27 protein-coding genes and 1 pseudogene are annotated in these 24,841 nt (G+C 61.8%); 10 read left to right on the forward strand and 18 right to left on the reverse strand.

Translation table 11 applies throughout. The annotated features are described in order from the left end of the window. Positions 1 to 5 precede the first annotated feature (5 nt). Positions 6 to 275: a Crp/Fnr family transcriptional regulator gene (locus ACI2I1_RS01590; protein WP_404678311.1), complete on the reverse strand. Its 270-nt coding sequence runs from the start codon at positions 273 to 275 to the stop codon at positions 6 to 8. A 111-nt stretch (positions 276 to 386) separates the two neighbouring features. Continuing rightward, positions 387 to 620: pseudogene (locus tag ACI2I1_RS01595) on the reverse strand (cyclic nucleotide-binding domain-containing protein); the annotation flags it as partial. Positions 621 to 1,040: 420 nt separating this feature from the next. Here ACI2I1_RS01595 and ACI2I1_RS01600 point away from each other — a divergent pair. Beyond that, on the forward strand, positions 1,041 to 1,754 hold the full coding sequence (locus ACI2I1_RS01600) for a Crp/Fnr family transcriptional regulator (protein ID WP_404677640.1): 714 nt from the start codon (positions 1,041 to 1,043) through the stop codon (positions 1,752 to 1,754). 72 nt (positions 1,755 to 1,826) lie between these two features. Then, positions 1,827 to 2,066, forward strand: coding sequence for a DUF6894 family protein (locus ACI2I1_RS01605; RefSeq protein ID WP_221543040.1), 240 nt, complete (start codon positions 1,827 to 1,829; stop codon positions 2,064 to 2,066). Here ACI2I1_RS01605 and ACI2I1_RS01610 read toward each other — a convergent pair. The 5 genes from ACI2I1_RS01610 to pgi all read right to left on the reverse strand — a co-directional run bounded on the left by ACI2I1_RS01610 (position 2,063) and on the right by pgi (position 5,967). Beyond that, entirely contained in the window at positions 2,063 to 2,290 is a 228-nt protein-coding gene (locus tag ACI2I1_RS01610) for a hypothetical protein (RefSeq protein WP_404677641.1), read from the reverse strand. The genes ACI2I1_RS01605 and ACI2I1_RS01610 overlap by 4 nt on opposite strands. A 127-nt stretch (positions 2,291 to 2,417) precedes the next feature. Then, positions 2,418 to 2,837, reverse strand: a complete 420-nt coding sequence (locus tag ACI2I1_RS01615) for a hypothetical protein (RefSeq protein ID WP_404677642.1) — start codon at positions 2,835 to 2,837, stop codon at positions 2,418 to 2,420. A gap of 184 nt (positions 2,838 to 3,021) precedes the next feature. Beyond that, a complete protein-coding gene (locus tag ACI2I1_RS01620; protein ID WP_224811873.1) occupies positions 3,022 to 3,426 on the reverse strand; it encodes a GtrA family protein in 405 nt (134 codons plus the stop codon). Between the two features lie 10 nt (positions 3,427 to 3,436). Beyond that, positions 3,437 to 4,120 carry a ferritin-like domain-containing protein gene (locus tag ACI2I1_RS01625; protein ID WP_404677643.1) on the reverse strand — a complete coding sequence of 228 codons (684 nt, stop codon included), beginning with the start codon at positions 4,118 to 4,120 and terminating at the stop codon, positions 3,437 to 3,439. A gap of 266 nt (positions 4,121 to 4,386) precedes the next feature. Beyond that, entirely contained in the window at positions 4,387 to 5,967 is a 1,581-nt protein-coding gene (gene pgi / locus ACI2I1_RS01630) for a glucose-6-phosphate isomerase (RefSeq protein WP_404677644.1), read from the reverse strand. Between the two features lie 52 nt (positions 5,968 to 6,019). On the opposite strand from pgi, the gene lepB reads away from it, so the two are divergent. Genes lepB through era form a run of 3 tightly spaced genes read left to right on the forward strand, consistent with a single transcriptional unit; the run spans position 6,020 to position 8,438 of the window. Then, complete coding sequence (gene lepB, locus ACI2I1_RS01635) at positions 6,020 to 6,871, forward strand: signal peptidase I (RefSeq protein WP_404677645.1); 852 nt, start codon at positions 6,020 to 6,022, stop codon at positions 6,869 to 6,871. After that, a complete protein-coding gene (gene rnc, locus ACI2I1_RS01640; RefSeq protein WP_404677646.1) occupies positions 6,868 to 7,539 on the forward strand; it encodes a ribonuclease III in 672 nt (223 codons plus the stop codon). The genes lepB and rnc overlap by 4 nt, the downstream gene beginning before the upstream one ends. After that, on the forward strand, positions 7,536 to 8,438 hold the full coding sequence (gene era, locus ACI2I1_RS01645; protein WP_404677647.1) for a GTPase Era: 903 nt from the start codon (positions 7,536 to 7,538) through the stop codon (positions 8,436 to 8,438). Before rnc ends, era begins: the two co-directional genes overlap by 4 nt. Here the strand turns inward: era and ACI2I1_RS01650 are convergent, their stop codons facing one another. The 6 genes from ACI2I1_RS01650 to plsY form a co-directional block, all read right to left on the reverse strand. Next, positions 8,439 to 8,621 carry a hypothetical protein gene (locus tag ACI2I1_RS01650; RefSeq protein WP_404677648.1) on the reverse strand — a complete coding sequence of 61 codons (183 nt, stop codon included), beginning with the start codon at positions 8,619 to 8,621 and terminating at the stop codon, positions 8,439 to 8,441. Beyond that, a complete protein-coding gene (gene topA, locus ACI2I1_RS01655) occupies positions 8,621 to 11,218 on the reverse strand; it encodes a type I DNA topoisomerase (RefSeq protein ID WP_404677649.1) in 2,598 nt (865 codons plus the stop codon). The genes ACI2I1_RS01650 and topA overlap by 1 nt, the downstream gene beginning before the upstream one ends. 71 nt (positions 11,219 to 11,289) lie before the next feature. Then, complete coding sequence (locus tag ACI2I1_RS01660) at positions 11,290 to 12,867, reverse strand: VWA domain-containing protein (protein WP_404677650.1); 1,578 nt, start codon at positions 12,865 to 12,867, stop codon at positions 11,290 to 11,292. Positions 12,868 to 13,056: 189 nt separating this feature from the next. After that, positions 13,057 to 13,428 (reverse strand): GFA family protein, encoded by a 372-nt coding sequence (locus ACI2I1_RS01665; RefSeq protein ID WP_404677651.1) that lies wholly within the window; start codon positions 13,426 to 13,428, stop codon positions 13,057 to 13,059. Beyond that, a complete protein-coding gene (dprA, locus tag ACI2I1_RS01670; RefSeq protein WP_404677652.1) occupies positions 13,425 to 14,540 on the reverse strand; it encodes a DNA-processing protein DprA in 1,116 nt (371 codons plus the stop codon). The genes ACI2I1_RS01665 and dprA overlap by 4 nt, the downstream gene beginning before the upstream one ends. After that, on the reverse strand, positions 14,537 to 15,142 hold the full coding sequence (gene plsY / locus ACI2I1_RS01675; protein WP_404677653.1) for a glycerol-3-phosphate 1-O-acyltransferase PlsY: 606 nt from the start codon (positions 15,140 to 15,142) through the stop codon (positions 14,537 to 14,539). The genes dprA and plsY overlap by 4 nt, the downstream gene beginning before the upstream one ends. A gap of 129 nt (positions 15,143 to 15,271) precedes the next feature. On the opposite strand from plsY, the gene murI reads away from it, so the two are divergent. The 3 genes from murI (at position 15,272) to ACI2I1_RS01690 (ending at position 18,153) form a co-directional block, all read left to right on the forward strand. Beyond that, positions 15,272 to 16,066 carry a glutamate racemase gene (gene murI, locus ACI2I1_RS01680; protein ID WP_404677654.1) on the forward strand — a complete coding sequence of 265 codons (795 nt, stop codon included), beginning with the start codon at positions 15,272 to 15,274 and terminating at the stop codon, positions 16,064 to 16,066. A 111-nt stretch (positions 16,067 to 16,177) separates the two neighbouring features. After that, positions 16,178 to 17,398: a 5-aminolevulinate synthase gene (gene hemA, locus ACI2I1_RS01685; RefSeq protein ID WP_404677655.1), complete on the forward strand. Its 1,221-nt coding sequence runs from the start codon at positions 16,178 to 16,180 to the stop codon at positions 17,396 to 17,398. 62 nt (positions 17,399 to 17,460) lie between these two features. Beyond that, positions 17,461 to 18,153 (forward strand): nitroreductase, encoded by a 693-nt coding sequence (locus ACI2I1_RS01690; RefSeq protein ID WP_404677656.1) that lies wholly within the window; start codon positions 17,461 to 17,463, stop codon positions 18,151 to 18,153. A gap of 51 nt (positions 18,154 to 18,204) precedes the next feature. Here ACI2I1_RS01690 and ACI2I1_RS01695 read toward each other — a convergent pair whose 3' ends face one another. Further along, positions 18,205 to 19,167: a hypothetical protein gene (locus ACI2I1_RS01695; RefSeq protein ID WP_404677657.1), complete on the reverse strand. Its 963-nt coding sequence runs from the start codon at positions 19,165 to 19,167 to the stop codon at positions 18,205 to 18,207. A 265-nt stretch (positions 19,168 to 19,432) separates the two neighbouring features. Between ACI2I1_RS01695 and ACI2I1_RS01700 the strand changes: the two genes are divergently transcribed. Then, positions 19,433 to 20,194 (forward strand): hypothetical protein, encoded by a 762-nt coding sequence (locus ACI2I1_RS01700; RefSeq protein WP_404677658.1) that lies wholly within the window; start codon positions 19,433 to 19,435, stop codon positions 20,192 to 20,194. 220 nt (positions 20,195 to 20,414) lie between these two features. Continuing rightward, positions 20,415 to 20,735, forward strand: a complete 321-nt coding sequence (locus ACI2I1_RS01705; RefSeq protein ID WP_404677659.1) for a hypothetical protein — start codon at positions 20,415 to 20,417, stop codon at positions 20,733 to 20,735. 141 nt (positions 20,736 to 20,876) lie between these two features. On the opposite strand, the gene ACI2I1_RS01710 is transcribed toward ACI2I1_RS01705, so the two are convergent. From ACI2I1_RS01710 to ACI2I1_RS01725, 4 genes are all read right to left on the reverse strand, one after another. Beyond that, positions 20,877 to 22,079 carry a type III PLP-dependent enzyme gene (locus ACI2I1_RS01710; RefSeq protein ID WP_221543021.1) on the reverse strand — a complete coding sequence of 401 codons (1,203 nt, stop codon included), beginning with the start codon at positions 22,077 to 22,079 and terminating at the stop codon, positions 20,877 to 20,879. Positions 22,080 to 22,267: 188 nt separating this feature from the next. After that, entirely contained in the window at positions 22,268 to 23,446 is a 1,179-nt protein-coding gene (locus ACI2I1_RS01715) for a carboxynorspermidine decarboxylase (protein ID WP_404677660.1), read from the reverse strand. 45 nt (positions 23,447 to 23,491) lie between these two features. After that, positions 23,492 to 24,457 (reverse strand): 6-bladed beta-propeller, encoded by a 966-nt coding sequence (locus ACI2I1_RS01720; RefSeq protein WP_404677661.1) that lies wholly within the window; start codon positions 24,455 to 24,457, stop codon positions 23,492 to 23,494. Continuing rightward, entirely contained in the window at positions 24,445 to 24,840 is a 396-nt protein-coding gene (locus ACI2I1_RS01725) for a hypothetical protein (RefSeq protein ID WP_404677662.1), read from the reverse strand. Before ACI2I1_RS01725 ends, ACI2I1_RS01720 begins: the two co-directional genes overlap by 13 nt. Between the last annotated feature and the right edge of the window lies 1 nt (position 24,841).

The raw sequence follows: 24,841 nt of genomic DNA on the forward strand, positions 1-24,841 counted from the left end.
GGCAGCTATTTCTTGCGCGGCGTCAGGTAGAGATAGCTGGCATCGAAACCACAATGATCGGCCAGCGCATCGAAATCGTCGATCGTCACTTTCTGATTGCGGAAATCGGCAAGACCGAGGCCGCGCAGCTTCTTCAGAGTCCGGTTCACGTGAATGGGAGTGAATCCCAGTGCTTCGCCCAGATCCTTCTGCGTCAGCGGCAGATCGTAGCGACCGTCATCGACCAGGCCGACGACCTCCATCCAGCAGTACATTTCGCACAGGAAATGGCCCATTCGCTGGCTTCCCGCACGCGAGCCGAGATTGAGTATCCATTCGCGGTGGATGGACGTATCGACGATCGTGCTGAACCACAAAAGGCGCGCGAAACGCGGGTGCTTGTCGATCAGATCGTCAATTTCCTTGTGGTAAAGCTTCACGATCCGGCAATCCGTCAGAGCGGTGATCGCATGATCCAGCTGTTCCATCGGATAGGAATGAAGATCCACGAAATCGCCCGGAATCTGGATCTCCACTAGTTGCCGATTGCCTTCGCGATCGATCTTCTCGCGGCACGCGTATCCCGAAAACAGGAGCGAGGAATATTCGATCCACTCTCCTTCATCCACCAGCGTGTCTCCCTTGTGGAAGAACGCCTCCCCCCCATGCGCGAGATGAGCTGCTGCTGCTCCTCATCGGAAAAGGAGAAGCGCTGTCGCAGAGTGCGGATGAATTTTGCGACCGTTTCTTCCGGTAAAGCCGGCTCGATAGCTGCCCCTGCCAAACCAATACCGTCTGCCACCGGATGCCCCCTCGTCTGATCCCGAAAACGCCTGCGCTGGGCGCCGCTCCTTTCAGGCGGCGTAGCAAGGCATTTTGCCAGCGGGATTAACAAATGTCTAATCCTGCGCGGGGAGGATAAAGGATGGGCATGCCGGTAAAAGGCCTGCATTTGCCCCGGATTGGCCAACGATGCCTATCTTATGTTATCGAGAGCCAATCTCGCCCTGCTTCATGGCGCGGTGCGCCGTTTAACAGGAAGATCAGGAGCAAAGTTGGGCATGACCAACGCATTACACAAACGATTGTCATGCTTCACCGAACTTGACGAGAGCGATCTCGCCCATCTGGACAGGCTCTGCGAAGACGTCAGGACCGTGAAGGTAGGCGAAGACCTGATCGGCGAAAGGGAAAAACCCGAAGAAGTTTTCATCCAGCTCGAAGGCTGGGCCTGCCGTTACAAGATACTTCCCGACGGCAATCGCCAGATCACCGGTTATCTTCTGCCGGGCGATATGTGCGATGTCTTCGTGTTCATTCTCGAACACATGGATCACGGCATCGGGGCCCTCAGCGATATTACCTATGCGGCCGTGTCCAAGCAGAAGATCATCGATATTTTCGACAGCCATCCGCGCATCGCCAAGGCGCTGTGGTGGTCGACACTGGTCGACGAATCCATCCTGCGCCAATGGCTCACCAACATGGGCCAGCGCTTCGCCTATGAACGGATGGCCCACATCTTCTGCGAATTGTGGCTACGGATGAAAGTCGTCGGCCTGGCTGCCGATGACGAATTTCACCTGCCTCTTACTCAGAACCAGCTTGGCGACACGATCGGGCTGACGCCCGTCCACGTCAATCGCACGCTGCAACGCATGCGCAACGAAGGACTGGTGGAGCTGGATAACAAGCGCCTGAAAATCTGCGACATCGAAAAACTCAAGGAAATCGCCCAATTCAACAGCGAATACCTCCACATGAAGCGATGTTGAGGCAATTCGTCGCAATCTTGCACCACGCTTCACCCGAACCCGATCGTCAGCCGTTTGATAGAGGAACGCTTTATGGACACCTCAATGCCACGGTACTTCTTCGACCTTCACGACAACTTTACCGAGACCGATGACCTCGGCACCGAATTGCTCGACGATCCGGCAGCGCGGATTGCCGCCGTTCAGTTCGCGGGCGAGGTCCTGAAGAACGAGCCTGAAATACTGGAAGTGGGTACGCTGCAGATCGATGCCCGCGATACCGAGGGCAATATCCTCTTCACGGTCGATATCCGGCTGAAGGATCGGCGCTAGCTTGCCGGAATATTGTTGGGCATCCTGTCCACCAGCCAGAGATTGCTCGGTCCGATCTTGACCAGTTTGCAAAGCGGATGGCCGTCTTCGAACAGTTCGGCGCAGCGGCCCTGCGCTTCCCCATCGGCCAGCGTCAGCGCTTCGGACGAAGACTTGGCTTCGAACTGCACGATCTTCTCGGCAGACGAACCCTGGGCTGAAAAGCGAAGTGAATAAGTCGGCATAATATCCCCCACAATCTGAAGGCGAAATAGTGACTTTCCCGATCACGACTCGCGTGGGTTTTATTGTGCGCTTGTCAAAACTTCGCGCCATAACATTAATTAGCTATGCGTCGGTATTTCGCGGCGGTCACTTACCGAAGCTGCGGTTGTCCGACCAATCGCCCAATTGCGCGATAAGATTACGGTTTTGGAGCAAGAGGATCGTGTGCACGCTTTCGCTCGCGCCATCGATGTTCACGAAGACATTGAAGACGCTTTCATGCGATCCTCCACCGCACGTGTCGAGTTCGATGGCGTCTCCCTTAAGCATGTCGCTACAGCGCCACGGACCTATGCCGCGCCAGTACATTCCGCCGAAAATGTCCTCGGCCAGCGGACTGTCGCCGATCATGGAGAAGCCCTCCACCGTCATGAGCCGATAAAGCGCCTCGGTGACATCTTCCGGGCCTTCAAACATCTGCGTTCCCACCGTGCTTACCAAGGCAAGGCTGATTGATGGATGCGCGGATTTTCGGGCTTCGACCAGCGCACCCTTGGCAATCGCCACAAAGAACTTGTTAGGCAAATCAAACGGGATACTGGCCGGACTGCAAGCCGAGGTAGCGCCAGCGCCTAAGGCAGCGACAAGCGCTCCGGCAGCAAAGACATCGCGTCGAGACATCGTCATGCCGCCACGCTACCAACACGGCCCGGATTATCAATGCTGCCATCGCCCGAAGGGAAGCGTGCAGTCACACCTGCCGGAAATTGAACGCGGCGTTGAGCACGAACACCGCCAGCCCGGCAAAGACCGAAACCACGACGCGCGCGACGAGATAGTTCATCGGCGTCCAGTGGGTGAGCACCCAGAACAGCCCGACCGTCACCGCAAGACCGACCACGGCATTGCCCAGGAACAGCAGGTAGCCGGTCGACACGCTGCGATCCGATCCGGCGAATATCCAGGTGCGGCCGAAGACGTAATGGATGGAATTGGCGATCAGGAAGCTGATGCCGGTGGCGATCACGGGATCCACGCCCGCCAGTTCGACCAGCACCCACAGCACGCCCAGCCCGACGAGGAAGACGCCGGTGCTGACCACGGTGTTGCGCCACAGCATGCCGCCGGCGCGGCGCGTCAGGAAACGGTTCAGCATGAAAGGGGTCTCAGGCGGCGGCCACGCTGCGCGGAAGGGGCCGGGGATTGTTTTCGCCCGCATCGCGCCATTCGGTCCGCCGCGGCGCGCCGAACCACAGGAACAGCAGCGGCAGCTTGATGAACAGCAGTTCGGAATGGATCAGGCGGTCGATGCCGCGCTCCCAGACATTGGGGACGCGGCGCTGGTTCGCGGCCAGCCATTTGTCATAGGGCAGGAAATGATCGGGCTCGTCGACATGGACGACCTCGAAGATCTTGTGGAGCGCCTTGTCCTGTTTGACGATCGGGTGGTTCAGCAGGATTTCTACCTGCTTCAGCCCCCGCTTTTCGGTCAGTGAGATCACCCGGCACAGCCGTTCGAACAGATCGTCGCTGGCGATGATGGCATCCGTGTCGAGATTGTCGATCGAGGTGCCGAAACTGATTTCGATGAAACGGTCGATATGGCCGAAGGTCCGGTCCACCGCGATGGGCATGGTGCCGCGCAGCTGGAACCAGCGCTTGAACATGGTGTAATGCTTGCGTTCGTCGGCACGGTGCTTCTCCACCGCCGCGATCAGCTCGGTGGCTTCGGGATGCTTGGCCTTCACCGCCTCCAGCACGCGGTCGAGCGCGGTGTAGCCGCGATGCTCGTTATAGATGTAGATTGATCCCAGAAGATCGAGATACCGGCGCGCGAACCATGCTTTCATCGCTATGGTTTACCACAGGTTACCCTGAGCGTCACGACAATCCGCTTTCCTACATGCAAGCGCTCTGCCTAGTGTCGATTGCAGGCCGGGTGAGTGGCGGCAGTCGCCGCTCACCAGCGGTTGGACAAAGGAAAACGGAAGTTGACAGCGAATTGCGCAAAATCGCGGATAAGGCACTGTTTTAAGGCGAGAAGGCGGGAGGCAGCTATTTTCTAAAACGGGGGTACCGGTGTCACTCGCACCCCCGTTTCAGCCGCCGCCATCCCTCAGTTCAGCCCGGCGGCTTCCAGCAGGCGCTCGGTGCTCGCGTCGAATTCCTCGCCGCCCTGCTCGATCGCCTTGGCCATCTGCTTGCCCAGTTCGACGCCGAACTGGTCGAAGGGGTTGATGCCCATCAGCACGGCGTTGGCAAAGGTGCGGTGTTCGTGAAACGCGATCAGAGCGCCCAGCGTGGCCGCGTCCAGATCGTCGGCAAGGATCGTGGCAGATGGCCGGTCGCCGGGATAGTTGCGGGCCGGATCGTCGCCCTTCTTGCCCGCCATCAGCGCGGCGCCCTGGGCAAAGCAGTTCATCAGCAGGATGCGGTGATGCGCCGGGTCCAGCTCGTCGCCCGGCGCAATGCTGGCGATGAAATCGACCGGAATGAGGTGCGTGCCCTGATGGAGCAGCTGGAACACGGCATGCTGCGCATCGGTCCCCACCCCGCCCCAGGTGATGGGTGCGGTGGGTCCGTCGACCGGCTGCATATCCGCGGTGACGCGCTTGCCGTTGCTCTCCATCTCCAGCTGCTGGAGATAGTCGGGAAACAGGCCCAGACGCTCGTCATAGGCGAAGACGGCGCGGGTCTGGCAGCCGCGCACGCGGGTGTAATAAAGGTCGGCGAAGGCCGCCCGCAGGACCAAATTGTCCTCGGGCGCGGTGTCGCGGAAATGCGCGTCCACCGCCGCGGCACCGGCCAGCATCTCGCGGAAATCGTCCATGCCAACCGCCATGGCGATGGGAAAACCGATGGAAGACCAGATGGAATACCGCCCGCCCACGCTTTCCTGGAAGGGCAGCACGCGCGTCTCGTCGACGCCCCATTCCACCGCCCCTTCGGGATTGGCGGTCAGCGCGATCACGCGCCCTCCGGGATCGGTCACGCCGTTGTCGCGCAGCCACTTGAGCGCGCTTTCGGCATTGGTCATGGTCTCGATGGTGGTGAAGGTCTTGCTGGCAACCGCGATCAGCGTCTTCGCCGGATCGCATTTGGCAAAGGCCGCTTCCAGCGCCACGCCATCGATATTGGAGACGACATGGACGTCGCAGCGCGCGAAATCGCGGGACAGCGCATCCACGCCCAGCGCCGGACCCAGCGCGCTTCCGCCGATGCCGATGTGGATGAGATGGTCGATCTCGCCCAGCGCGCCTTGGTGGATCGCTTCGACCAGCATGCCCATCCGGTCGATCAGCGCGCCCGCTTCCTCGACCTTGGCGGCATCGCCCACACCGCGCAGCGTGGCGTGATCGGCGGCGCGCCCTTCGGTTGGGTTGACGATCTCGCCCGCGAACAGCTTGTCGCGCATGCCGGCAAAGTCCATCGCCTCGGCCAGTTCGCCAAAGCGCGCCAGCACCGCTCGGTCGAGATGGGTTTTCGACCAGTCGAACAGGATGCCGCCGGGAGCCAGCGGATCGCCAGCATCATCGCCCGCCAGTTCGATGCGGCCGGACAGCATCGCCACCCGGTCGGCCCCGCCCGGCTCGTCCGCCCCTTCGCCACCATCGCGTTTCGTGCTGAACAGTTCGAGCAGTGTCGGCTGCGGAAGGTTAGCAAGGTCGCTCCAGAGATCGGCGGCAGATTTGGTCATGGCGGGCAAAAATCCTTTGATGGTCGCGCTGCTGCGACTAGGGAATTCGGCGATGAATGAGAACCCCCGCCTTGCAACGCCCGACGCCGATACCGATCCGGGCGAAGTCACCCAAGCCCAAACACGCGCCGAAGAGCAGGAAAGCTGGGGCGATTTCCTGAAGTTCCTGCTCAAGCTGGTGGTGATCGTGCTGATCTTCCGCAGCTTCATCTTCTCGCCCTTCACCATCCCCAGCGAAAGCATGCTGCCGGGCCTGAGGAACGGCGATTATCTGGTCGCCGCCAAATGGCCCTATGGCTATTCGCGCCTCTCGCTGCCGCTGGAAGTGCCGCTGATCCCGGGCCGCATCTTCGCCAGCCTGCCCGAGCGCGGCGATGTGGTAATCTTCAAGCATCCGGTCGACGGCACGGATTACGTCAAGCGCGCGATCGGCCTGCCGGGTGACACCATCGCCATGCGCGGCGGCACCGTCTATCTCAATGGCGATCCCCTGCCGCAGGAACGGGGCAGCTTCGTCGACATCCCGATGAGCGCGAATACCAGCTGCCGGTCCGATGGCGGCACTGTCGTCGACGGCAATCTGTGCCGATACCGCCAGGTGATCGAGACGCTGCCCTCGGGCAAGAGCTACCGCACGATCGATTTCGGTCGGTCGATGCAGGATGATTTCGAACCGATCGTGGTCCCTTCCGGCAAGATCTTCGTCATGGGCGACAATCGCGACAATTCGCTCGACAGCCGTTTCCCGCCGCAATCCGGCGGCGGCGTAGGTCTGGTCGACGCGGATCTTTTGGTGGCGCGCGCAACGATGGTGCTGTGGTCGACCGACGGCAGCGCCGAATGGCTGCTGCCCTGGACATGGTTCACGGCCGCGCGCTGGGACCGCATCGGAAGCACGCTGTGAGTACGCTCGATCCGGCAGCCCGCGAATGGCTCGATGCCAATGGCTTTACCGTCGGTGACGAAAGCCTGTGGCAGGCCGCGCTGACCCACGGCAGCATGGGCGAAAAACAGGATTACGAACGGCTCGAATTCCTCGGTGACCGCGTGCTCGGCCTGTCCATCGCCCACTGGCTTTACGGCGAAAGCAATGCGCCCGAGGGCAAACTTGCCCAGCGCCTCAACGCGATCGTCAGCCGCGAGATGTGCGCCACCGTGGCGCGCGGGATCGGGCTTGGCGATCACATGCGCATTTCGAAACAGGCCCGCGCGGACGGCGGCAGGGACAGCGAGAATATCCTCGGCGATGTGATGGAAGCCCTGCTCGGCGCGCAGTTTCTGGAAAACGGGTTCGAGGCTTCGCGCGAACTGGTGCATCAGCTCTGGCGGCCTGCGCTCGAAAGCGGTGCCGGCGAAAGCAAGCATCCCAAGAGCGCGCTGCAGGAATGGGCGGCCGGCAACCGCCGCAAGCCGCCCGAATACGAAGTCGTCGACCGATCGGGGCCCGATCACGCCGCCAAGTTCACTGTCCGCGTCAGCGTGCACAAGGTCGGCGAAGCCACGGCCACGGCCGGCAGCAAGGGCGAGGCCGAAAAGGCCGCCGCCAAGAAATTCATGGAGAAATACGGATGAGCGACGCCACCACGAAATGCGGCCTCGTCGCAGTTATCGGCGCGCCCAATGCGGGCAAGTCCACGCTGGTGAACCAGCTGGTCGGCCAGAAGGTCGCGATCACCAGCGCCAAGGCCCAGACCACGCGGGCGCGCATGCTCGGCATTGCGCTGCACGATGATACCCAGATGATCCTGGTCGATACGCCGGGAATCTTCGCGCCCAAGCGGCGGCTCGACCGGGCGATGGTCAGCGCGGCGTGGGAAGGCGCGGAAAGCGCCGATGCCGTGTTGCTGATGGTCGATCCGATCAAGCAGCGCCGCCACGAACTCGAACCGCTGATCGAGGCGCTGAAGGACCGCCCGGAGCGCAAGATCCTCGTGCTCAACAAGGTCGATGCGGCGAAGAAGGAGCCCCTGCTGGCGCTGGCGCAGGAACTGGGCGAGAAGGTCGAATTCGAAACTGTCTATTTCGTCTCCGCGCTCACCGGAGACGGCGTGCCCGAACTGAAAGACGCGCTCGCCAAGCTGATGCCCGAAGGCCCGTGGATGTATCCCGAAGACCAGGTCTCGGACGCCTCCGAGCGCCTGCTCGCTACCGAGATCACGCGCGAACAGCTCTATAAGCAGCTCCACGAAGAACTGCCCTACGACAGCGCCGTGCGGCCCGAGAAATACGTCCAGCGCCATGATGGCAGCGTGGAAATCCACCAGCAGATCGTGGTCATGCGCGACAACCAGCGCGCCATAGTGCTCGGCAAGGGCGGCAGCCGCATCAAGGCCATCGGCCAGGCCGCGCGCGAAGAACTGAGCGAACTGCTAGGCCAGAAGGTCCACCTGTTTCTGCATGTCAAGACCGACGAACGCTGGAGCGAGGACAAGGAAATGTTCGAGGAAATGGGGCTGGAGTGGAAAAACTAGCTACCGCTTTTTCGCGACCTTGATCTTGTTCTTCTTGGCGAAATCCTTGGTGGATTCCTCGCTGCGGCCCAGCGCCTTGGCGATCTGCTTGAGCCCTTGACCCTTGGCCGCGAGGGTGCGGAGTTGCCCCGCCTCCTCGCCGGTCCAGGGTTGCTTGTGCCGCTCGAAGTGTTCCTTGCTCATCAGTCGTCCTGCTTCTTGGCCGCAGCCTTCTTTGCCGGAGCCTTCTTCGCTGGCGCCTTCTTCGCGGCAGGCTTTTTCTTCGGCGCCGCCTTCTTCTTGGCCGGTGCTTTCTTGGCCTTCTTCTTCGCCGGCCCCTTGGCCGCCCGCGCGTCGATCAGTTCGACCGCCTGAGCCTCGCTCAGATCCTCAAGCTTCATGTCCTTCGGGATCGTCGCATTGGTCGTCCCGTCGGTGACATAGGGGCCATAACGACCCGGCATGACCTTCATCTCGCCGCCGCTGGTCGGATGTTCGCCCAGCGTCTTGATCGGCTCTGCCTTGCCCCTTCCGCGGCCACCCTTCTGGGCAGCCGACTGCGCGAGGAGATCGACGGCACGGTTCATGCCGATGTCGAAGATTTCCGCCGTGTTCTGCAGCTTCCCATAGGTTCCTTCGTGCCGGACCGCCGGCCCATAGCGCCATAGGCCGGCCTCGATATCCTTGCCGGTTTCCGGATGCTGCCCGATGATGCGCGGCAGGCTCAAGAGCTTGAGCGCCCATTCGAGGCCGAAATCGTCGATGTCCTTCGGGATGCTGGCGCGCTTGGCTTCCTTGCCCTCGCCCAGCTGGACATAGGGGCCGAAGCGCCCGGTCTTGCGCTCGACCGGGAGGCCGGTGTCCGGATCCTCGCCCAGGACGCCGTCATTCGCCCCATCGTCGCCATCGCTGCCGGGCTTGGCGAATTGGCGGGTGAACTTGCATTCGGGATAGTTCGCGCAGGCGACGAACGCCCCATAGCGGCCACCGCGCAGTGCCAGCCTGCCACCGTCGCGGCCTTCGGCCTCGCACAGCGGGCAATGCCGCGGATCCTTGCCATCCGCGCGTTCCGGGAAGAGATAGTCGGACAGGAAGCCGTCCAGCACCTCGGTCACTTCGGAAGGCTTCTTTTCCATGACCTCTTCGGTCTTGGGTTTGAAGTCCTTCCAGAACTCGGCGAGGAGCTTTTTCCATTCCTCGCGCCCGTCGGAGACCGTGTCGAGCTCATCTTCCATTCCGGCGGTGAAATCGAAAGCGACATAGCGTTCGAAGAACCGTTCGAGGAAGGCCGTCAGCAGCCGCCCGGATTCCTCGGCAAAGAACCGGTTCTTCTCCATCCGGACATAGGCTCGGTCGCGCAGGGTCTGGATGGTCGAGGCATAGGTCGAAGGCCGGCCGATGCCGAGTTCTTCCAGGCGTTTCACCAGGCTCGCTTCGCTGAAACGCGGCGGTGGCTGGGTGAAGTGCTGGTTCGCTTCGACAGCCTTCTTGAGCGGGCTGTCACCCTTGCTCATGTTCGGGAGCAGGCCGTCCTCGTCATCGTCCGAAGGCTCGTCGCGGCCTTCCTGATAGACGGCGAAATAGCCCGGAAACTTGACCACTTGGCCCGTCGCACGCAACTCGTGCTTGCCGGTGCCGTCGCGCAGCGTGATCGTCGTCCGCTCGAGATTGGCCGACGCCATCTGGCTGGCCATCGCGCGCTTGAAGATGAGATCGTAAAGCTTCGCCTCATCGCCGCTGCCGGCACGATCTTTCTTGAAATCGGTCGGGCGGATTGCCTCGTGGGCCTCCTGTGCGTTCTTGGCCTTGGTCGAATAGAACCGCGGCTTGTCGGGCAGGTAATAGGCGTCGTAGCGGTCGGCGATCGCCTTGCGGCAGGCATCGATCGCGCTCGGGTCCATCTGCACACCGTCGGTACGCATGTAGGTGATCGCACCCGCCTCATACAGCGACTGCGCCAGCCGCATGGTGTGGCTGGCCGAAAAGCCCAGCTTGCGGGCGGCTTCCTGCTGCAGGGTCGAGGTGGTGAATGGCGGCGCGGGGCTGCGCTTGAGCGGTTTGGTCTCGATATCCTCGACCGTGAATCGCGCTTCCTCGACAGCCTTTTGCGCCGCCTTGGCACTACCCTCATCGCCCAGCGTCAGCTTCTGCAGCTTCTGCCCGTCGAATTTGACGAGCCGCGCGTCGAAAGCGGTTCCGTCCTGCTCCAGCTTGGCGAGGACCGACCAGTATTCATCGGCCCTGAACTGCTCTATCTCCGTTTCCCGGTCTACGATCAGGCGGAGCGCGACCGACTGCACGCGGCCCGCACTCTTTGCCCCCGGCAAACGGCGCCACAGCACCGGCGACAGGGTAAAGCCATACAGATAATCCAGCGCACGGCGCGCGAGATAGGCATCGATCAGATCCTGATCCAGCGCGCGGGGCGCCTTCATCGCATCGGTCACGGCCTGCTTGGTGATGGCGTTGAAGGTAACGCGATCAACCTTGTCCGGCAGCGCCTTTCGTTTCTGCAGCAGTTCACGAACATGCCAGCTGATGGCTTCGCCTTCTCGATCAGGGTCGGTCGCGAGAACGAGGCGGTCCGCCTTCTTGGCGTTGTCGGCGATTTCCTTGAAGCGGCTCTGCTTGTCCCGATAGAGTTCCCAGTCCATCGCGAAATCCTCGTCCGGGCGCACGCTGCCGTCCTTGGGCGGCAGGTCGCGGACATGGCCATAACTGGCGAGAACCTTGAAGTCCTTGCCGAGGTATTTCTCGATGGTTTTCGCCTTGGCGGGCGATTCTACGATAACGAGTTGCATTGTGGTCTGGGCAGTCCCTTACGTGTGTACGTGCGTATACGCGCGAAAATGGGGATCGGCCTCACATAGCGTCAAGCGTCTTTCTGCTGTCCCGTCCTTTCCGCAAAATCCGGAGGGAGGATACACTTTCCGGCATCATATTGCCCGACCGCTCGAATTACCTCGTTCTTCTCCGGTTCGATGCGGCGACCGGAAAGCTGGCTGTCGATCACGCGGCGGAGCAATTGATCGAGCCGGGTCACGAGATAGCAGTCGATCGCAGGCTTGGCATGCGGATTGCCGATCCCGCTGTCATCGGTGAGGAAGGTGTAACGGGACTGGGTGGCCGCCGCCATGGCGCGCATTATATATTCCGCCACATCGGCGACGCCCGATGCGCCCACCGGAATTACATGGACACGCTCGGCCCGCAGATGCTCGGCAGCAAGCCACGTGCGCGGAATGTCGCGATCATGCGGCGGTGCGTCGCCGACCAGCAACAGCGACTTTACCGCATCGTCGCGCCAGTTCAGCCCGGCCGCGCGAACCAGCGCGTCCTGCATCGCTTCTTCGTAATCTCCCCCGCCACCGGCATATTGCGCAGCAAGACGGGTCTGGGCACGGGCCACATCGCTATCGAAGCCGAACGTCTTGGTGATGAAATCGTCACCCTCGTCGCGATAGAAACTGAAGGCCACGCGAATATCGATATCCTCGTGGCGCGCCTCCAGCGAATCGAGGATCGAGCGCAGTTCCGCCTGCAGGAACCGCAATTCGTCACTCATCGATCCGGTCACATCCACGACAAGCGCGATGTCCAGCTTGCGCACCGGCCCGGCATTTTGGTCGGTCTGGATGGTGATGCTCTGCGCCCCGGCATCTGCCGCAAGCCGCATCGAACGCCACTCTCCGGCGCCAGCGCGCACCCATACCGTCTCGCTCAGCCGATCAAGGCCGGGGAAGAAAACCGCGCTGCCGTCGGCAACCGAATTGAGCACGATCGAATTGCCGTCTTCGCACCGCAACTCGATGGGAAGGAACGGAACCGCCCGTCCCCGCGAATCCTTAGCCTCGACCCGCAGGACCCGCGAAGTGTCCAGCAGCGGCAGAGCCGCGATGCGCTGACCGAGGTCAGACTGCCGTACGTAAGCGGCATAGAGTTCGGGATTGAGCAGATCGTCATGCTCGCCAGCGGTGAGGAGTCCGCTCTGCGGATTGGGCTGAGGCGGGCGCGGCATGACCGGTCGCGTATATCCTGGCATGGCGCTGGCGGGGGCCCTGCCCTCGGCTTCCGCGACATCCATGGTCGATTCTTCCGATGCAGAACTTTCGCCACTACGGCTCACACGCGCACCAGTGACCACGATCCGCTCGTCTCCATCGGCAGAAGGCGGCGGAGGTGGCGGCGGAGGTGGAGGTCCAGGTGGCGCCGCCGGAGGCGGGGGCGATGCGACAGCCATGGCAACCGGGGGCGGCACGGATCGGACAGATTGCTGCTGATTGACAACCGCTTCACGGCCAAGGTCGGGTAGAGCTTCAGGCGTCCGGCAATATCCCCTTTCGGCAACTGAATTGCCGCTGCGGGCCGCAGTTTCGGTCTGCGCCTGTAGCGCCATGGGGCCAGGAACCAGCAATGATACCGAACACGCGGTGGCCAGGATTTTCCTCATCAAGATACTCCCCCAATCTCTGATGCGATGAAACTGTATCACATAAATCCGCGAACAGGGATTAACCGCTCCTGACTTGTCATCGGTGCGTTGAGAGACGTTTGCTTCAATCCCGCAGACGCGCGATTTTCAGCAAGCGACGCGCCAGCAGCTTTGGCGCCCATCGAAGCGCAAGTTGGCGCGATGTCATCACCGCGGTTTTTCCGATATGCTGTAAAACGCAGGTTTTCGATCGATGCAGATCTGGAAGCTCAAAGAAAAATCATCCGGCTTGAACAATCCCGCGGACACGGCCAGTTCAGGCCCATCCTGCGGCCGGTGGAAGATCGCCGATCCGCATCTCGCGCAGAAACCGCGCTCCGCGAAGGGGGAAGATCTGAAGACCTCCAGAGTGTCGCCTTCCACCGTGGCTTCGGGCGCCTGGACCGCCATCCACGGGCCGCTGCACCAATGCCGGCAGGTATCGCAATGGCAGACCCCGACCTCCACTTTCAAAGCAGAGATAGTCACCGAGATGCGGCCGCACAGGCATTGCCCCTGCCGCATCTTTGCGTCGGTCATTTGAGGCTGATCTTGCCGGCGGCATGCCGCTCCAGCCTTCCGGCGATTTCCAGTTCCAGCAGCGCGAGCTGGACCGATGCAGCGCCCTGCCCCGATTGGCGAACCAGTTCATCGACACTGACCGGCGCCGTGGTCAGCAGGCTTGCGATATCCGCTGGATCGGCTTCAGCCAGTTCTTCCGGCTCGAAATCGAACTGTACCGCCGGCTCGCGAAAACTCGAACGCGGCGCACCATCGAAGGACGAAAGCAATTCCACCACATCCTCGGGCGACTGGACCAGCACCGCGCCTTCTCGAATCAGATGGTTGCAGCCATGGCTGCGCGGTTCGAGCGGGCTGCCGGGAATGGCCATCACTTCACGGCCCGCCTCCCCGGCCAGCCGTGCCGTGATCAGGCTGCCCGATTTGACGGCGGCTTCCACCACCAGCGTGCCGCCCGCCAGTCCGGCAATGATCCGGTTCCGGCTCGGGAAATGGCTTCCGCGTGGCTCTGTGCCAGGCGGCTGTTCGGCGATCAGCAAGCCTTCTTGCGCGATACGCTCCTGCAAGTCGCTGTGCTGCGGAGGATAGGCAATGTCGATACCGCTGGCGATCACTCCGATGGTGGCAGGCATGGCCCCTTCATGGGCGGCCCCGTCGATCCCGCGCGCCAGGCCAGACACCACGGTTAACCCCGCTTCTGCAAGACCCGCGGCGAAATCGCGGGCAAGCTTGACCGCCGCCGCGCTCGCATTGCGTGCACCGACCATCGCCACACATGGCTTGGCCGCCAGGGAAAGATTACCCCGGCATGTCAGGATCGGCGGTGCGCTGTCGATCTGTGCCAGCAGATCCGGGTAATCGGACTGGTCGTGAAAAAGATATTTCGCGCCTGCCTTGCGGACGCCGTCGACTTCTCGCTCGATCTTGTCGACCGAAGCGGCGCGATATTGCCGACCCGATTTCCCGCCCATTTCCGGCAGGGCGTCGAGTGCGTCGACCGCCGTACCGAAGCGGGCGAGCAGCATGGCATAGCTCACCGGGCCGATATGCGGGGACCGGAGCAGGCGGATACGGGCAAACGCCTCGGCCTGCGTCAGGCTAGCCGGGGCCGGATGCACCGCCTCGTTCACTTGGAGGAGCCGACTTTCGGCTCGGTCCCTGCCATCAGCCTGCGGATATTTTCGCGATGGAGCCAGATGACCAGCAGCGCGATCAACGACAGTACCACGGTGTAAGCCGGCCAGCCGAAGAGGAACGCCGCGATGGCAGCGGCCACCACGGCGGACATTCCGGCGAGCGAGCTGATGCGGGTAATCGCCAGCAAGCCGAGCCAGACGACGGCGTAGACGACCCCCAGCTGCCAGGCCAAGCCAAAGCACACTCCCGCATTGGTCGCGACGCCCTTGCCGCCCTTGAAGCCGAGCCAGACGGGAAAGCAGTGGCCGATGACTGCGAACAGCGCCGCCCAGCCCACCACTTCGGGGAAGAACTGCTTTGCCAGCAGCACGGGCAGCAAGCCCTTGGCAAGATCGAGCAGCAAGGTCGCCGCCGCCAGCCATTTGCTGCCGGTGCGAAGGACATTGGTGGCACCGATATTGCCGCTGCCCTGCTGGCGGATGTCGCCCTTGCCCGCCAGCTTGGCAAGGATGAGACCGAAGGGGATCGAACCCAGCGCATAGCCCAGCAGCGCAGCCCAAAGCGCGTTGACTGTCAAATCGATGCCGATATCCATTACTTTTCCCTAACCGTTCGCCCCGAGCTTGTCGAAGGGCCGTACTTCCTTTTAAGACCGATTTGGAAGAAAAAAGCAGGGCGTCGAGATGCCCGCCTCCAACGGCCCGCCCATAACGGATTGTCAGCCTTGAACGCCAATTCCCCGATCCTGATTTTCGACTCCGGCGTCGGCGGGCTCACCGTGCTCGGTGAACTGCGCAAGGCGCTGCCCGATGCGCCGGTGATCTACGCCGCCGATATGGCCGGTCTGCCCTATGGCGCGAAGAGCGAAGCGGAAATCGCCGCGCGAGTGTCGGGCCTGCTGGGCCGCATGGCGGAGCGGTACCGACCGCGGCTGATCTGCATCGCCTGCAACACCGCGTCGACTATCGCTCTGGGCATGGTCCGCGACGTGCTGGAAATCCCGATCGTGGGCACTGTCCCCGCGATCAAGCCCGCCGCGGCCCTGACCCGCAGCGGCACTATGGGTCTGCTCGGCACCGAGGCGACCATGCGGCAAACCTATGTCGACAATCTGGAACGGGAGTTCGCTGTCGGAAAGACGCTGCTTCGCCACGGCGCGAACGGACTGGTGCCGCTGGCGGAGGCCAAGCTACGCGGGGAAAAAGTCAGCGTGGGCGCAGTGGCGGACGAGGTGAAGGCGCTGGTCCTCCAGCCCGGCGGGCGTGACCTCGATACCGTGGTGCTCGCCTGCACCCATTTCCCACTGCTGGAGCCTGAACTGCGCGAAGCGATGGGCGCGGACATTACCTTCGTTCACGGCGCGGAAGGCATTGCCAGCCGCATCGCCTACCTCACCAGCGATCACAGCTTCGAACGCGAAGGGCCCGACTTTGCCGTCACGACCGGTGAACTGGCCGATTTCGAAAAGCTCGATCGGGCCTTCGCCAACTACGGCATTGAGGTGCTCGAAAAGTTCTGAATTTGTTGCGAATGGATCGCAAAGATCGCGGTAGCAAAAGCTGCGTGGTTTCCCTATGTGCGCCCCTGTATCCAGCCGCGCAAAGGGCGGCGCAGAACGGGCCGGTGCCTCGTGAATTACGACCAGATTTTCGATGAAGCCATTGGACGCCTCCATACGGAAGGCCGCTATCGGGTGTTCATCGACATCATGCGCAATAAGGGCGCATTCCCCAATGCGCGCTGTTTTCATGGCCATAACGGCCCCAAGCCGATCACGGTCTGGTGCTCGAACGACTACCTCGCCATGGGCCAGCATCCCAAGGTCATCGAAGCGATGGAAAATGCGCTGCACGATGTCGGCGCGGGATCGGGCGGGACTCGCAATATCGGCGGGAATACGCATTTCCACGTAGAGCTGGAGAGCGAACTCGCCGATCTTCACGGCAAGGACGGCGCGCTGCTCTTCACCAGCGGCTATGTCTCGAACGACGCCACGCTGTCGACGCTGGCCAAGCTGCTGCCCGGCTGCATCATCTTCTCCGACGAACTGAACCACGCCAGCATGATCGCAGGCATCCGCAATTCCGGCTGCGAGAAGCGCGTCTTCCGCCACAACGATCTCGACCATCTCGAACAGCTGCTTGCCGCCGAAGATGCCGATACGCCCAAGCTGATCGCTTTCGAGAGCGTCTATTCGATGGACGGCGATGTCGCTCCCATCCACGACATCTGCGACCTTGCCGAAAAATACAACGCGCTGACCTATATCGACGAAGTCCACGCGGTCGGCATGTACGGCAGGCGCGGCGGCGGCATTTCCGAACGCGACGAAGCCGCCCACCGCATCGACATCATCGAAGGCACGCTGGGCAAGGCGTTCGGCGTGATGGGCGGCTATATCGCTGCCGATACCCGCGTGATCGACTGCATTCGCAGCTATGCACCCGGGTTCATCTTCACCACCTCGCTCAGCCCGGTGCTGGTCGCGGGCGTTCTGGCCGCGGTGAAGCATCTCAAATCCTCGAGCGAGGAACGGGACGGCCAGCAGGCCGCCGCCGCGCTGCTGAAGGAAAAGATGCGCCAGGCCGGCCTCCCGGTCATGCCGTCGACCACGCATATCGTCCCGCTGATGGTGGGCGATCCGGTCCATGCCAAGAAGATCAGCGACATCCTGCTGGCCGAATACGGCGTTTATGTGCAGCCGATCAATTTCCCCACCGTACCCCGCGGGACCGAGCGTTTGCGCTTTACCCCGGGTCCTGCCCATTCGCCGGAAATGATGGACGATCTGGTCAGCGCGCTGGTGGAAATCTGGGACCGGATGGAACTGGAACTGGCGCAGGCTGCCTGATCCGTAAGGGATTTTGCCGCTCTGCCGCCCTGCGCTAGGGCTTCCTCGAGAGAGGAATTCAGATGAGCGGAAATCCCAGCCTTCCCTATGATGAGATCGTGCGGTCGCGCCGCAGCATTCGCGGCTATCTCGACAAGCCCGTGCCGCGCAGCCTGATCGAGGAGATCCTGGCGCTCGCCATGCGTTCGCCGACCTCGATGAACACCCAGCCGTGGCATTTCCACGTCATCACCAGCGAACCGCTCGACCGTATCCGCAAGGGCAATACCGAACGCATTCTGGCCGGTGAACCGGACAGCCGCGAGTTCCGCCGCGGCGAACCGTTCGCGGGTGTTCATCGCGAACGGCAGATCGGGGTGGCCAAACAGTTGTTCGGGGCGATGGGTATCGAGCGCGATGACAAGGATGCACGGCAGGAATGGGTGTTGCGCGGCTTTCGCCAGTTCGATGCACCGGTCTGCGTCATCGTCAGCTACGACCGCGAATTATCGGGCAGCGACGATACCGCCTTCGATTGCGGTGCGGTGACCACGGCGCTGGTCAATGCGGCATGGAGCCGCGGCCTCGGCTGCGTCATCAATTCCCAAGGCATAATGCAGAGCCCGGTGGTGCGCGAGCATGCCGGCATTCCGGACGATCAGATAATCATGAAGGCTGTGGCCATGGGGTGGCCCGACGAAAGCTTCCCGGCCAATGCCGTGGTCAGCGAACGCAAGAGCGTGGACGAAGCCGCGCGTTTCGTCGGCTTTCCATAAAAAAGGGGCAGCCGAAACGGCCGCCCCTTCGAATAACCAGAAAGGCCGAAATCAGACTTCGAGGCTCTTTTCGGCAATCTTGAGCTTGTGGCGCGCCATCGCGAGGTTCGCCTTCGACTTGTCGAGAGCGAGATAGATGAAAAGGCCCTTGCCCGTCTCGCTCGAGAGGGGGCGGATCATGTGATATTGCGAGGAGAGAGTGATGAGGATGTCCTCGATCTCTTCCTTCAGGCCAAGATCGGCCATGGTCTTCATCTTGGCGCGCATCACGTTGGTGTTGCCGGCTGCCGCCACTTCGAGGTCGAGCGACTTGGTGTTGCCGCTGCTGGCGACCAGCATGCCACTTTCGATGTCGACGATGGCAACGGCAAGCGCGCCGTCGATCGCCATGATATCTGCAAGTTTAGTGTCCATAAATGCTCCTAACGTGTCTTTCAGTTTCTTCAGTTTCGGATTGTTCGTTGCTTTTTGAGGGGCGTCGGGCTTGGCCGCGGCAGCCTGCTGCGACACGACCTTGAAGCCGATGAAGCCGACGACGGTATCGACGGTGCCGCTGTCACCCGTGCACGGCAGCACGATCGCGTGATAGGCGAGCTGCCGCCCGCTATCGTCCTCGAATTCGGCTTCGAACCCGATCGGGGCGAGGTTGGCGATGGGCTCCAGCGCATGCTCGGTTATCCGTGAGAGCAACGAAAGGCTCGGGACTTCCTTGATCACGATCGGAAGCGCCTTGCCGCCCATCTCGCGCGTCAGTTCACCGCCGATATGTAGGATCGGGGACTGCCTGAAATTGTCGTCTATGCGAACGGCGAGCGCGTGCTCCTGGAGCGCCCCGTTGCCGAATTGAAGCACGTCCTGCCAGTCCGGGAAACGGCCGATCGCCGCCCCCGCAGCCCATTCATCATAGGCATGCGTGACCAGCGCGCGATCCTTAACGCTCCCGCCATCCTGAAGGGGAGAACCGGCGGCTATTTCCAGCTTGGGAGGGGTCTTGTTTGATGCGGCGCTTGGCATGGGTTGCCGCTACGGCGATAAGATTAAAAAATGCTTTTGCTTCAAACACCAGCGGATGAAAAATTTGGTGTGACAGGGCCGCACGGCAGCCGCCCGCAGCAGGCCGCGCGGCGCCAACGCAAGGAGGGTTACCATTCATGCCGAACAAGCCGGTAACCATCCGGATCTCAGCATTGCCGGATATTATCGTTTTCTTGGCGCGGAAACCTAAGTGGTGCCCCGCGTTCAGCTGATAACTGAAAATAAAAAGGGCAACGAAAGAAAGATGAAAAAACTCGGCGAAAATTTTTGGATGATCCGCGGCGATTTACGTATCGCCGGTATGCTCAATGTCGGGACACAATGCTCGCTCGTCCGGTTGGAGAGCGGCAAATTCATCTTTCTCGACAGCTATACGCTCGACGACGAGACTCTCGCCGAAGTAAATCGTCTGACTAATGGCGGCCAGGATGTTTCGGCGATCGTTAACCTCCACCCTTATCACACGCTTCACTGCGAATGGATGCACAGCGCCTTTCCGCAAGCCAAGCTTTATGGAACACGGCGGCACGAAACCGAATTACCGGACCTGCCGTGGCAGAACACCTATTGCGAGACGGAAGGGTTCAGCGACATCATTGGGCCTGAACTCCGGTTTTCGACGCCCGACGGGACACGGCTCGTTTGCCAGGACGATACCGTCCATTTCGCTTCGGTCTTGGCGTACCACCCGCAAAGCGGGACAATTCACGTCGACGATACGCTGTCGCGTCTGAAGCTGCCCTTCCCGCTCTCGCTCTTGCCGATGTCCGGCAGGATCGCCTTTCATCCGAGTTTGGAAAAATCGCTCCAGCCAGAAGCGGGTGCCGCAGACCGGTTCCGCGAATGGGCGATCCGTCTTGGCACCGACTGGGCCGAGGCGCGCCACCTGACCATGGCGCACAATACCGAAGTCGATCTGAAGCCCGATGGTTTCGCCGAGGTGATCGGCGAAGCGCTGGGCCGGGTCAAACCAGTGCTCGACAAGCACCGCGAACAATACGGCTGATCATGGGCGCCGCAAACAAGGGCAAACCGCGCAGCAACCGGATTGCCCTATTCTAACACAACATGGCCGAGAGGCCGGTTTGAGTGCGCGAAACCCTTTCCGTCGACGAAAGGCGATCCTTCTGCGACGTATGGCTTGCGCATTAATGTGAAATTCACGCGAAAAGCGCGATTCCAGTCCGGCGAGTATCTGAAGGTTCACGATGCTCGCCGGAGTTTTTATGAAGAAGAATATTCTCCTCGTCGCCAGCGGTTCTTTCATGGCTCTTCATGGGGCATCTGCCGTTGCCCAGCAGGCTCCGCAGCACGCAGAACATGGAAACTCGGATGCGGCTCCTACCGCTCCCGACAAAGCCGCTCCGATGCCGCAGCAAGACAATCGCGGAGTTGATTTCATTCCGCGGCCCGATCCCGAGCAGGATGCGGGTGTGGACGAACTGGAGCCGGCGGAAGAGCATCGCGTGACCGAGCCTGCGATGGATCACTCTCATCACGAAGATGAAGGGACCAAACCAGCCGAGAAGAAATCCGATCCGCTCTGATTTCTAGGTTTTACAAGGGCGCCCCTCTCTCCCCCAACCCAGGCGCCCATGCCGGACGTAACCCGGCCGACGGCTCGCGCTTCCCCCTAGGCGCGGGCCGTTTTCTTTCTTGCAGATGATGCCGCAGGAAAACCCGCGCGCCTAGCGCAGGTTCACCACATTATCGACCGCAGGACGCGCGCGGCTGCCATCATAAAGGCTGGCCATCGGTTCGTCCGTCACGATCACCCGCTCGGCAGCGCCGAAGCCGTTGAAATCGGTCTTCATCGCCGCGCCATAAGCACCCAGCATGCCGATCTCGATGTAATCCCCAGCCTGAATATCTTCCGGCAATGCGAAGGGTCCAGGCATGTAATCGGCATCGTCGCAGGTAGGGCCGTAGAAAGCGAAATCCATTTCCGGCTTGATCAGATCGTCCTCGAGCGGGCGAACCGGGAATTTCCAGTCCACATGCGCGGCGTCGAACAATGCGCCATAAGCGCCGTCATTGATGTAGAGCTCTTCGCCGCGGCGCTTCTCGACCTTGACCACCAGGCTGGAATATTCAGCGCACAGCGCCCGGCCGGGTTCGCACCACAGCTCGGCGTTGTAAGCGATCGGCAGCGCGTAGAAGTGCTGGTGGATGATCTTGAAGTAGTCTTCCAGCGGCGGCGGCTCCATTCCCGGATAGACCGAAGGAAACCCTCCGCCCACGTCGATCATGTCGATAACCACCGAAGCTTCGGCAATCGCGGCGCGGGTGCGGTCGAGCGCCTGTACATAGGCATGCGGGCTCATCGCCTGGCTGCCGACGTGGAAACACACGCCCAGCCAGTCGGCATATTGGCGGGTTTCCTGCAGCAGCGCGGGCGCTTCGGTCAGATCGCAGCCGAACTTGCTGGCGAGGCTCAGTGCAGCGTGCTCAGAGGAGACGCGCAGGCGGACGCAGAGGCGCAGATCGGCCGCCTCGCTGCCGTCTTCAGCGCGCGTTGCGTTGACGATCTTGGCCAGCTCTTCCGGCGAGTCGAGGCTGAAGGTCTTCACGCCATGCTGGAAATAGGCTTCGCGGATCGCACCGGGCGATTTCACCGGATGCATGAAGCACAGCGTGGCATCGGGCAGGACCGAACGCACCATGCGTACTTCGGCGATCGAGGCGACATCGTAATGCGTTACGCCATTGTCCCACAGGATCTGCACGAGATCGGGCGAGGGATTGGCTTTCACCGCATAAAGCGACTTGCCCGGGAATTTCTCGACGAAGAAACGCGCCGCGCGCGCAGCGGCGTGCGGGCGGTTGAGAATGATCGGTTCGTCCGGCGAAAGAGTGCGGACTACAGCCTTGGCGTCTGGGAAATGCTGCAATTCAAGGGACCCCCTAAACGGTCTTTGCGGACCATGAAACGACAAGCTGCCTTGCGGTTAGGAAGTCCCCTTGGGGCAGCAGGAGGCGCGCATATAAATCCTGGTTCATGAAACGCAAGTGAATACCATGACCTTTGTCCGCAAGTTTTGCAGGGTGCTTCGGGGCTGAGGTGCGATGGGTCGTTCGCTCAGCTCAATCGGTCGCGGAAAGTGGCGTAGCCGAATTCCTTCACCAGCTCGAGCTGGTCGGTCTCGCTGTCCCACATATAGATGCTCGGCAGCTGGACGCCGTTAAAAGTATTGGTCTTTACCATCGAATAATGCGCCTGGTCGAGAAAGGCGAAACGCTTGCCCACCTCCGCCCCGCCTGGGATGCGGTAATCGCCGATCACGTCGCCCGCGAGGCAGGACGGCCCGCCGATGCGCACTTCGGGCGTGTCATGGTCGCTCACTTCGCCCAGCATGGCCGGGCGATAGGGAGCCTCGATCACATCGGGCATATGGCAGGTCGCCGAAACGTCGGCGATCGCGACCGGCAGGCCGTTATAGCCCGCGTCGAGAATCGTGCCGACCAGAATGCCGGCGTCCAGCGCCACCGCCTCGCCAGGCTCGAGATAGATTTCCGCGCCGGTATCGTCCTTCGCGTCCTTGAGAAATTCCACCAGTTCTTCGCGCTGATAGTCGGCGCGGGTGATGTGGTGGCCGCCGCCCATGTTGATCCATTTGAGCTGGCCGAACCACGGTTCGATCGCGTCGAACACGCGGTCCCAGGTCTGGATTAGCGGCTCGAGATCCTGTTCGCACAGATTGTGGAAATGGATGCCGTCGACCCCTTCCATCATCTCGGGCGTCAGCTGGTCGAGCGGGAAGCCGAGGCGGCTGCCCGGGCTGGAGGGATCGTAACGAGGCACTTCGCCCGTCGGCACCTGCGGATTGATGCGCAGACCGACCTCGAAATTCTGACCGCTCGCGCGGGCATGATCGAGGATGAGCGCGGCGCGCTGCATCTGGCCGGGCGAATTGAAGATGACGTGGTCGGACAGACGGCAGACCTCGTCCAGTTCCTTTGGCTTGTAGGCCGCGCAATAGGTGCTGATCTCGCCGTCGTAGAACTCGCTCGCCAGCCGCGCTTCCCACAGGCCCGATGTGCAGACACCGTCGAGATATTCGCCGATGATCGGGGCCGCGCTCCACATCGAGAAGGCCTTGAGCGCGGACAGCACCTTGATGTCCGCCTCGTCGCGTATTTCGGCGAGCACCTGGCAATTGGCGCGCAGTTTCGCGGCATCTACCACAAAGGCGGGGCTGTCGACGCGGTCGAGGTCGAAATGGGCGAAGGCGCCCGGATCACCGGCTTTAGTTTCCATGGCAGCGCATCTAGGCGCCGCCGCCGCCAAGCGAAAGGGGGGACGTCAGTCCTCGTCTGCGACTCCTGCGGCGGCGAGTTCGAATTTCACCACGCGGCCCGTCCCGCTGTCGACGAGATAGACGCTGCCATCGCGCCCAACCGCCACATCCTGGCCGATACTGTTGGCCGTGCGGTGATCGACGCCGGCATCGAACACGCGTTCCAGCTCGCCGTCGGGGCGGTAGATACGCCCGATTGCGCCCGGCCGGTCCTGCCGGTCACGCCCCTCGATCACCAATATATAGCCGCTGCCCACGGGCTTCACGGCAAAGGGCTTTCCGCTTCTGTCGGCACCGATCTCGTCCTGCATTTCTCCGCTGGGCGAAAAAACCCGGACGTTGGCCCCGGCGTCGGCGACATAGACGCGCTCGCCGTCCGCCGCGATCCCGCGTGGCTGGGTGACCCCGCCCCACTGCTCAAGGAAGTTGCCCGAGCGGTCGAACACGGCGATCCGATTGTTGGAGAGACCGTCGCTCACCAGCACCCGGCCTTGGGAAAAGGCGACATCGACCGGGCCGCCGAAATGCTGCCCGTCGTCACCCGCAACGCCGCGCTCGCCGAGTACGAGCTCTTCACTGCCCTCATGGCTGAAACGAAACACCTGCTGGCGTCCGGTATCGGTGATCCAGATCTTGTCGTCTTCGTCCACCGACAGGCCGTGAGGCGCGGCGAAAGTGTCGGCGCCCCACTTGCCCAGCAGCTTGCCATTGGCGGCGAGCATGAAGACGGTCAGCTCGGATATCGTCTCCGCACCTTCCCCGTCCGTATCATCGTGCCCGGAGCGGTGGAGGATGAAGATATGCCCATGGCTGTCGACATCGACCGCCATGGGTTCGCCGAACACGGCGCTGTCCGGCAAATCCGGCCAGCTTTCGTCGACCACGACTTCCGGCGCCTCTTCGCGCCCGCCCCTGCCGCCACTGCAGGCGGCAAGGGCCAGCGCCGAAGCGATGATGGTCAGTCCACGCATATTCCGTTTTCGATCCGGCCGTTTTCCACCTCACCGAAGCAACCGAAGAGATGGTCGTCGCGCTGGCAGATTCCCGCGGTCGTTTCACCCGGCGGTGTGCCGACTGCGCCTTCGGCAATGCATTTGCCTTCGCACTGATCGCCATCGGTGCAAGCCTTGCCCGCATCGGCATAGGGAACCACGCAGAGTTCGGTCTGCATCCTCCCCCGCCGTTCGATCATGCCGCCCTTGGCCATGCAGGCCTCGCGCTCTGCCGCAGTCATTGCCTGCGGATAGGCAGGCGACACCGCTCGCGGATCGTCCTGCACCATCTCCGGACCGCGTTCTTCCGTGGCGACACATCCGGCCAGGACCAGCGACGCGATCAGGAAAATCCCCTTCATG

It is taken from the genome of Qipengyuania sp. NPDC077563 (assembly GCF_044901345.1).
Taxonomy (GTDB): Bacteria; Pseudomonadota; Alphaproteobacteria; order Sphingomonadales; family Sphingomonadaceae; genus Qipengyuania; species Qipengyuania aestuarii.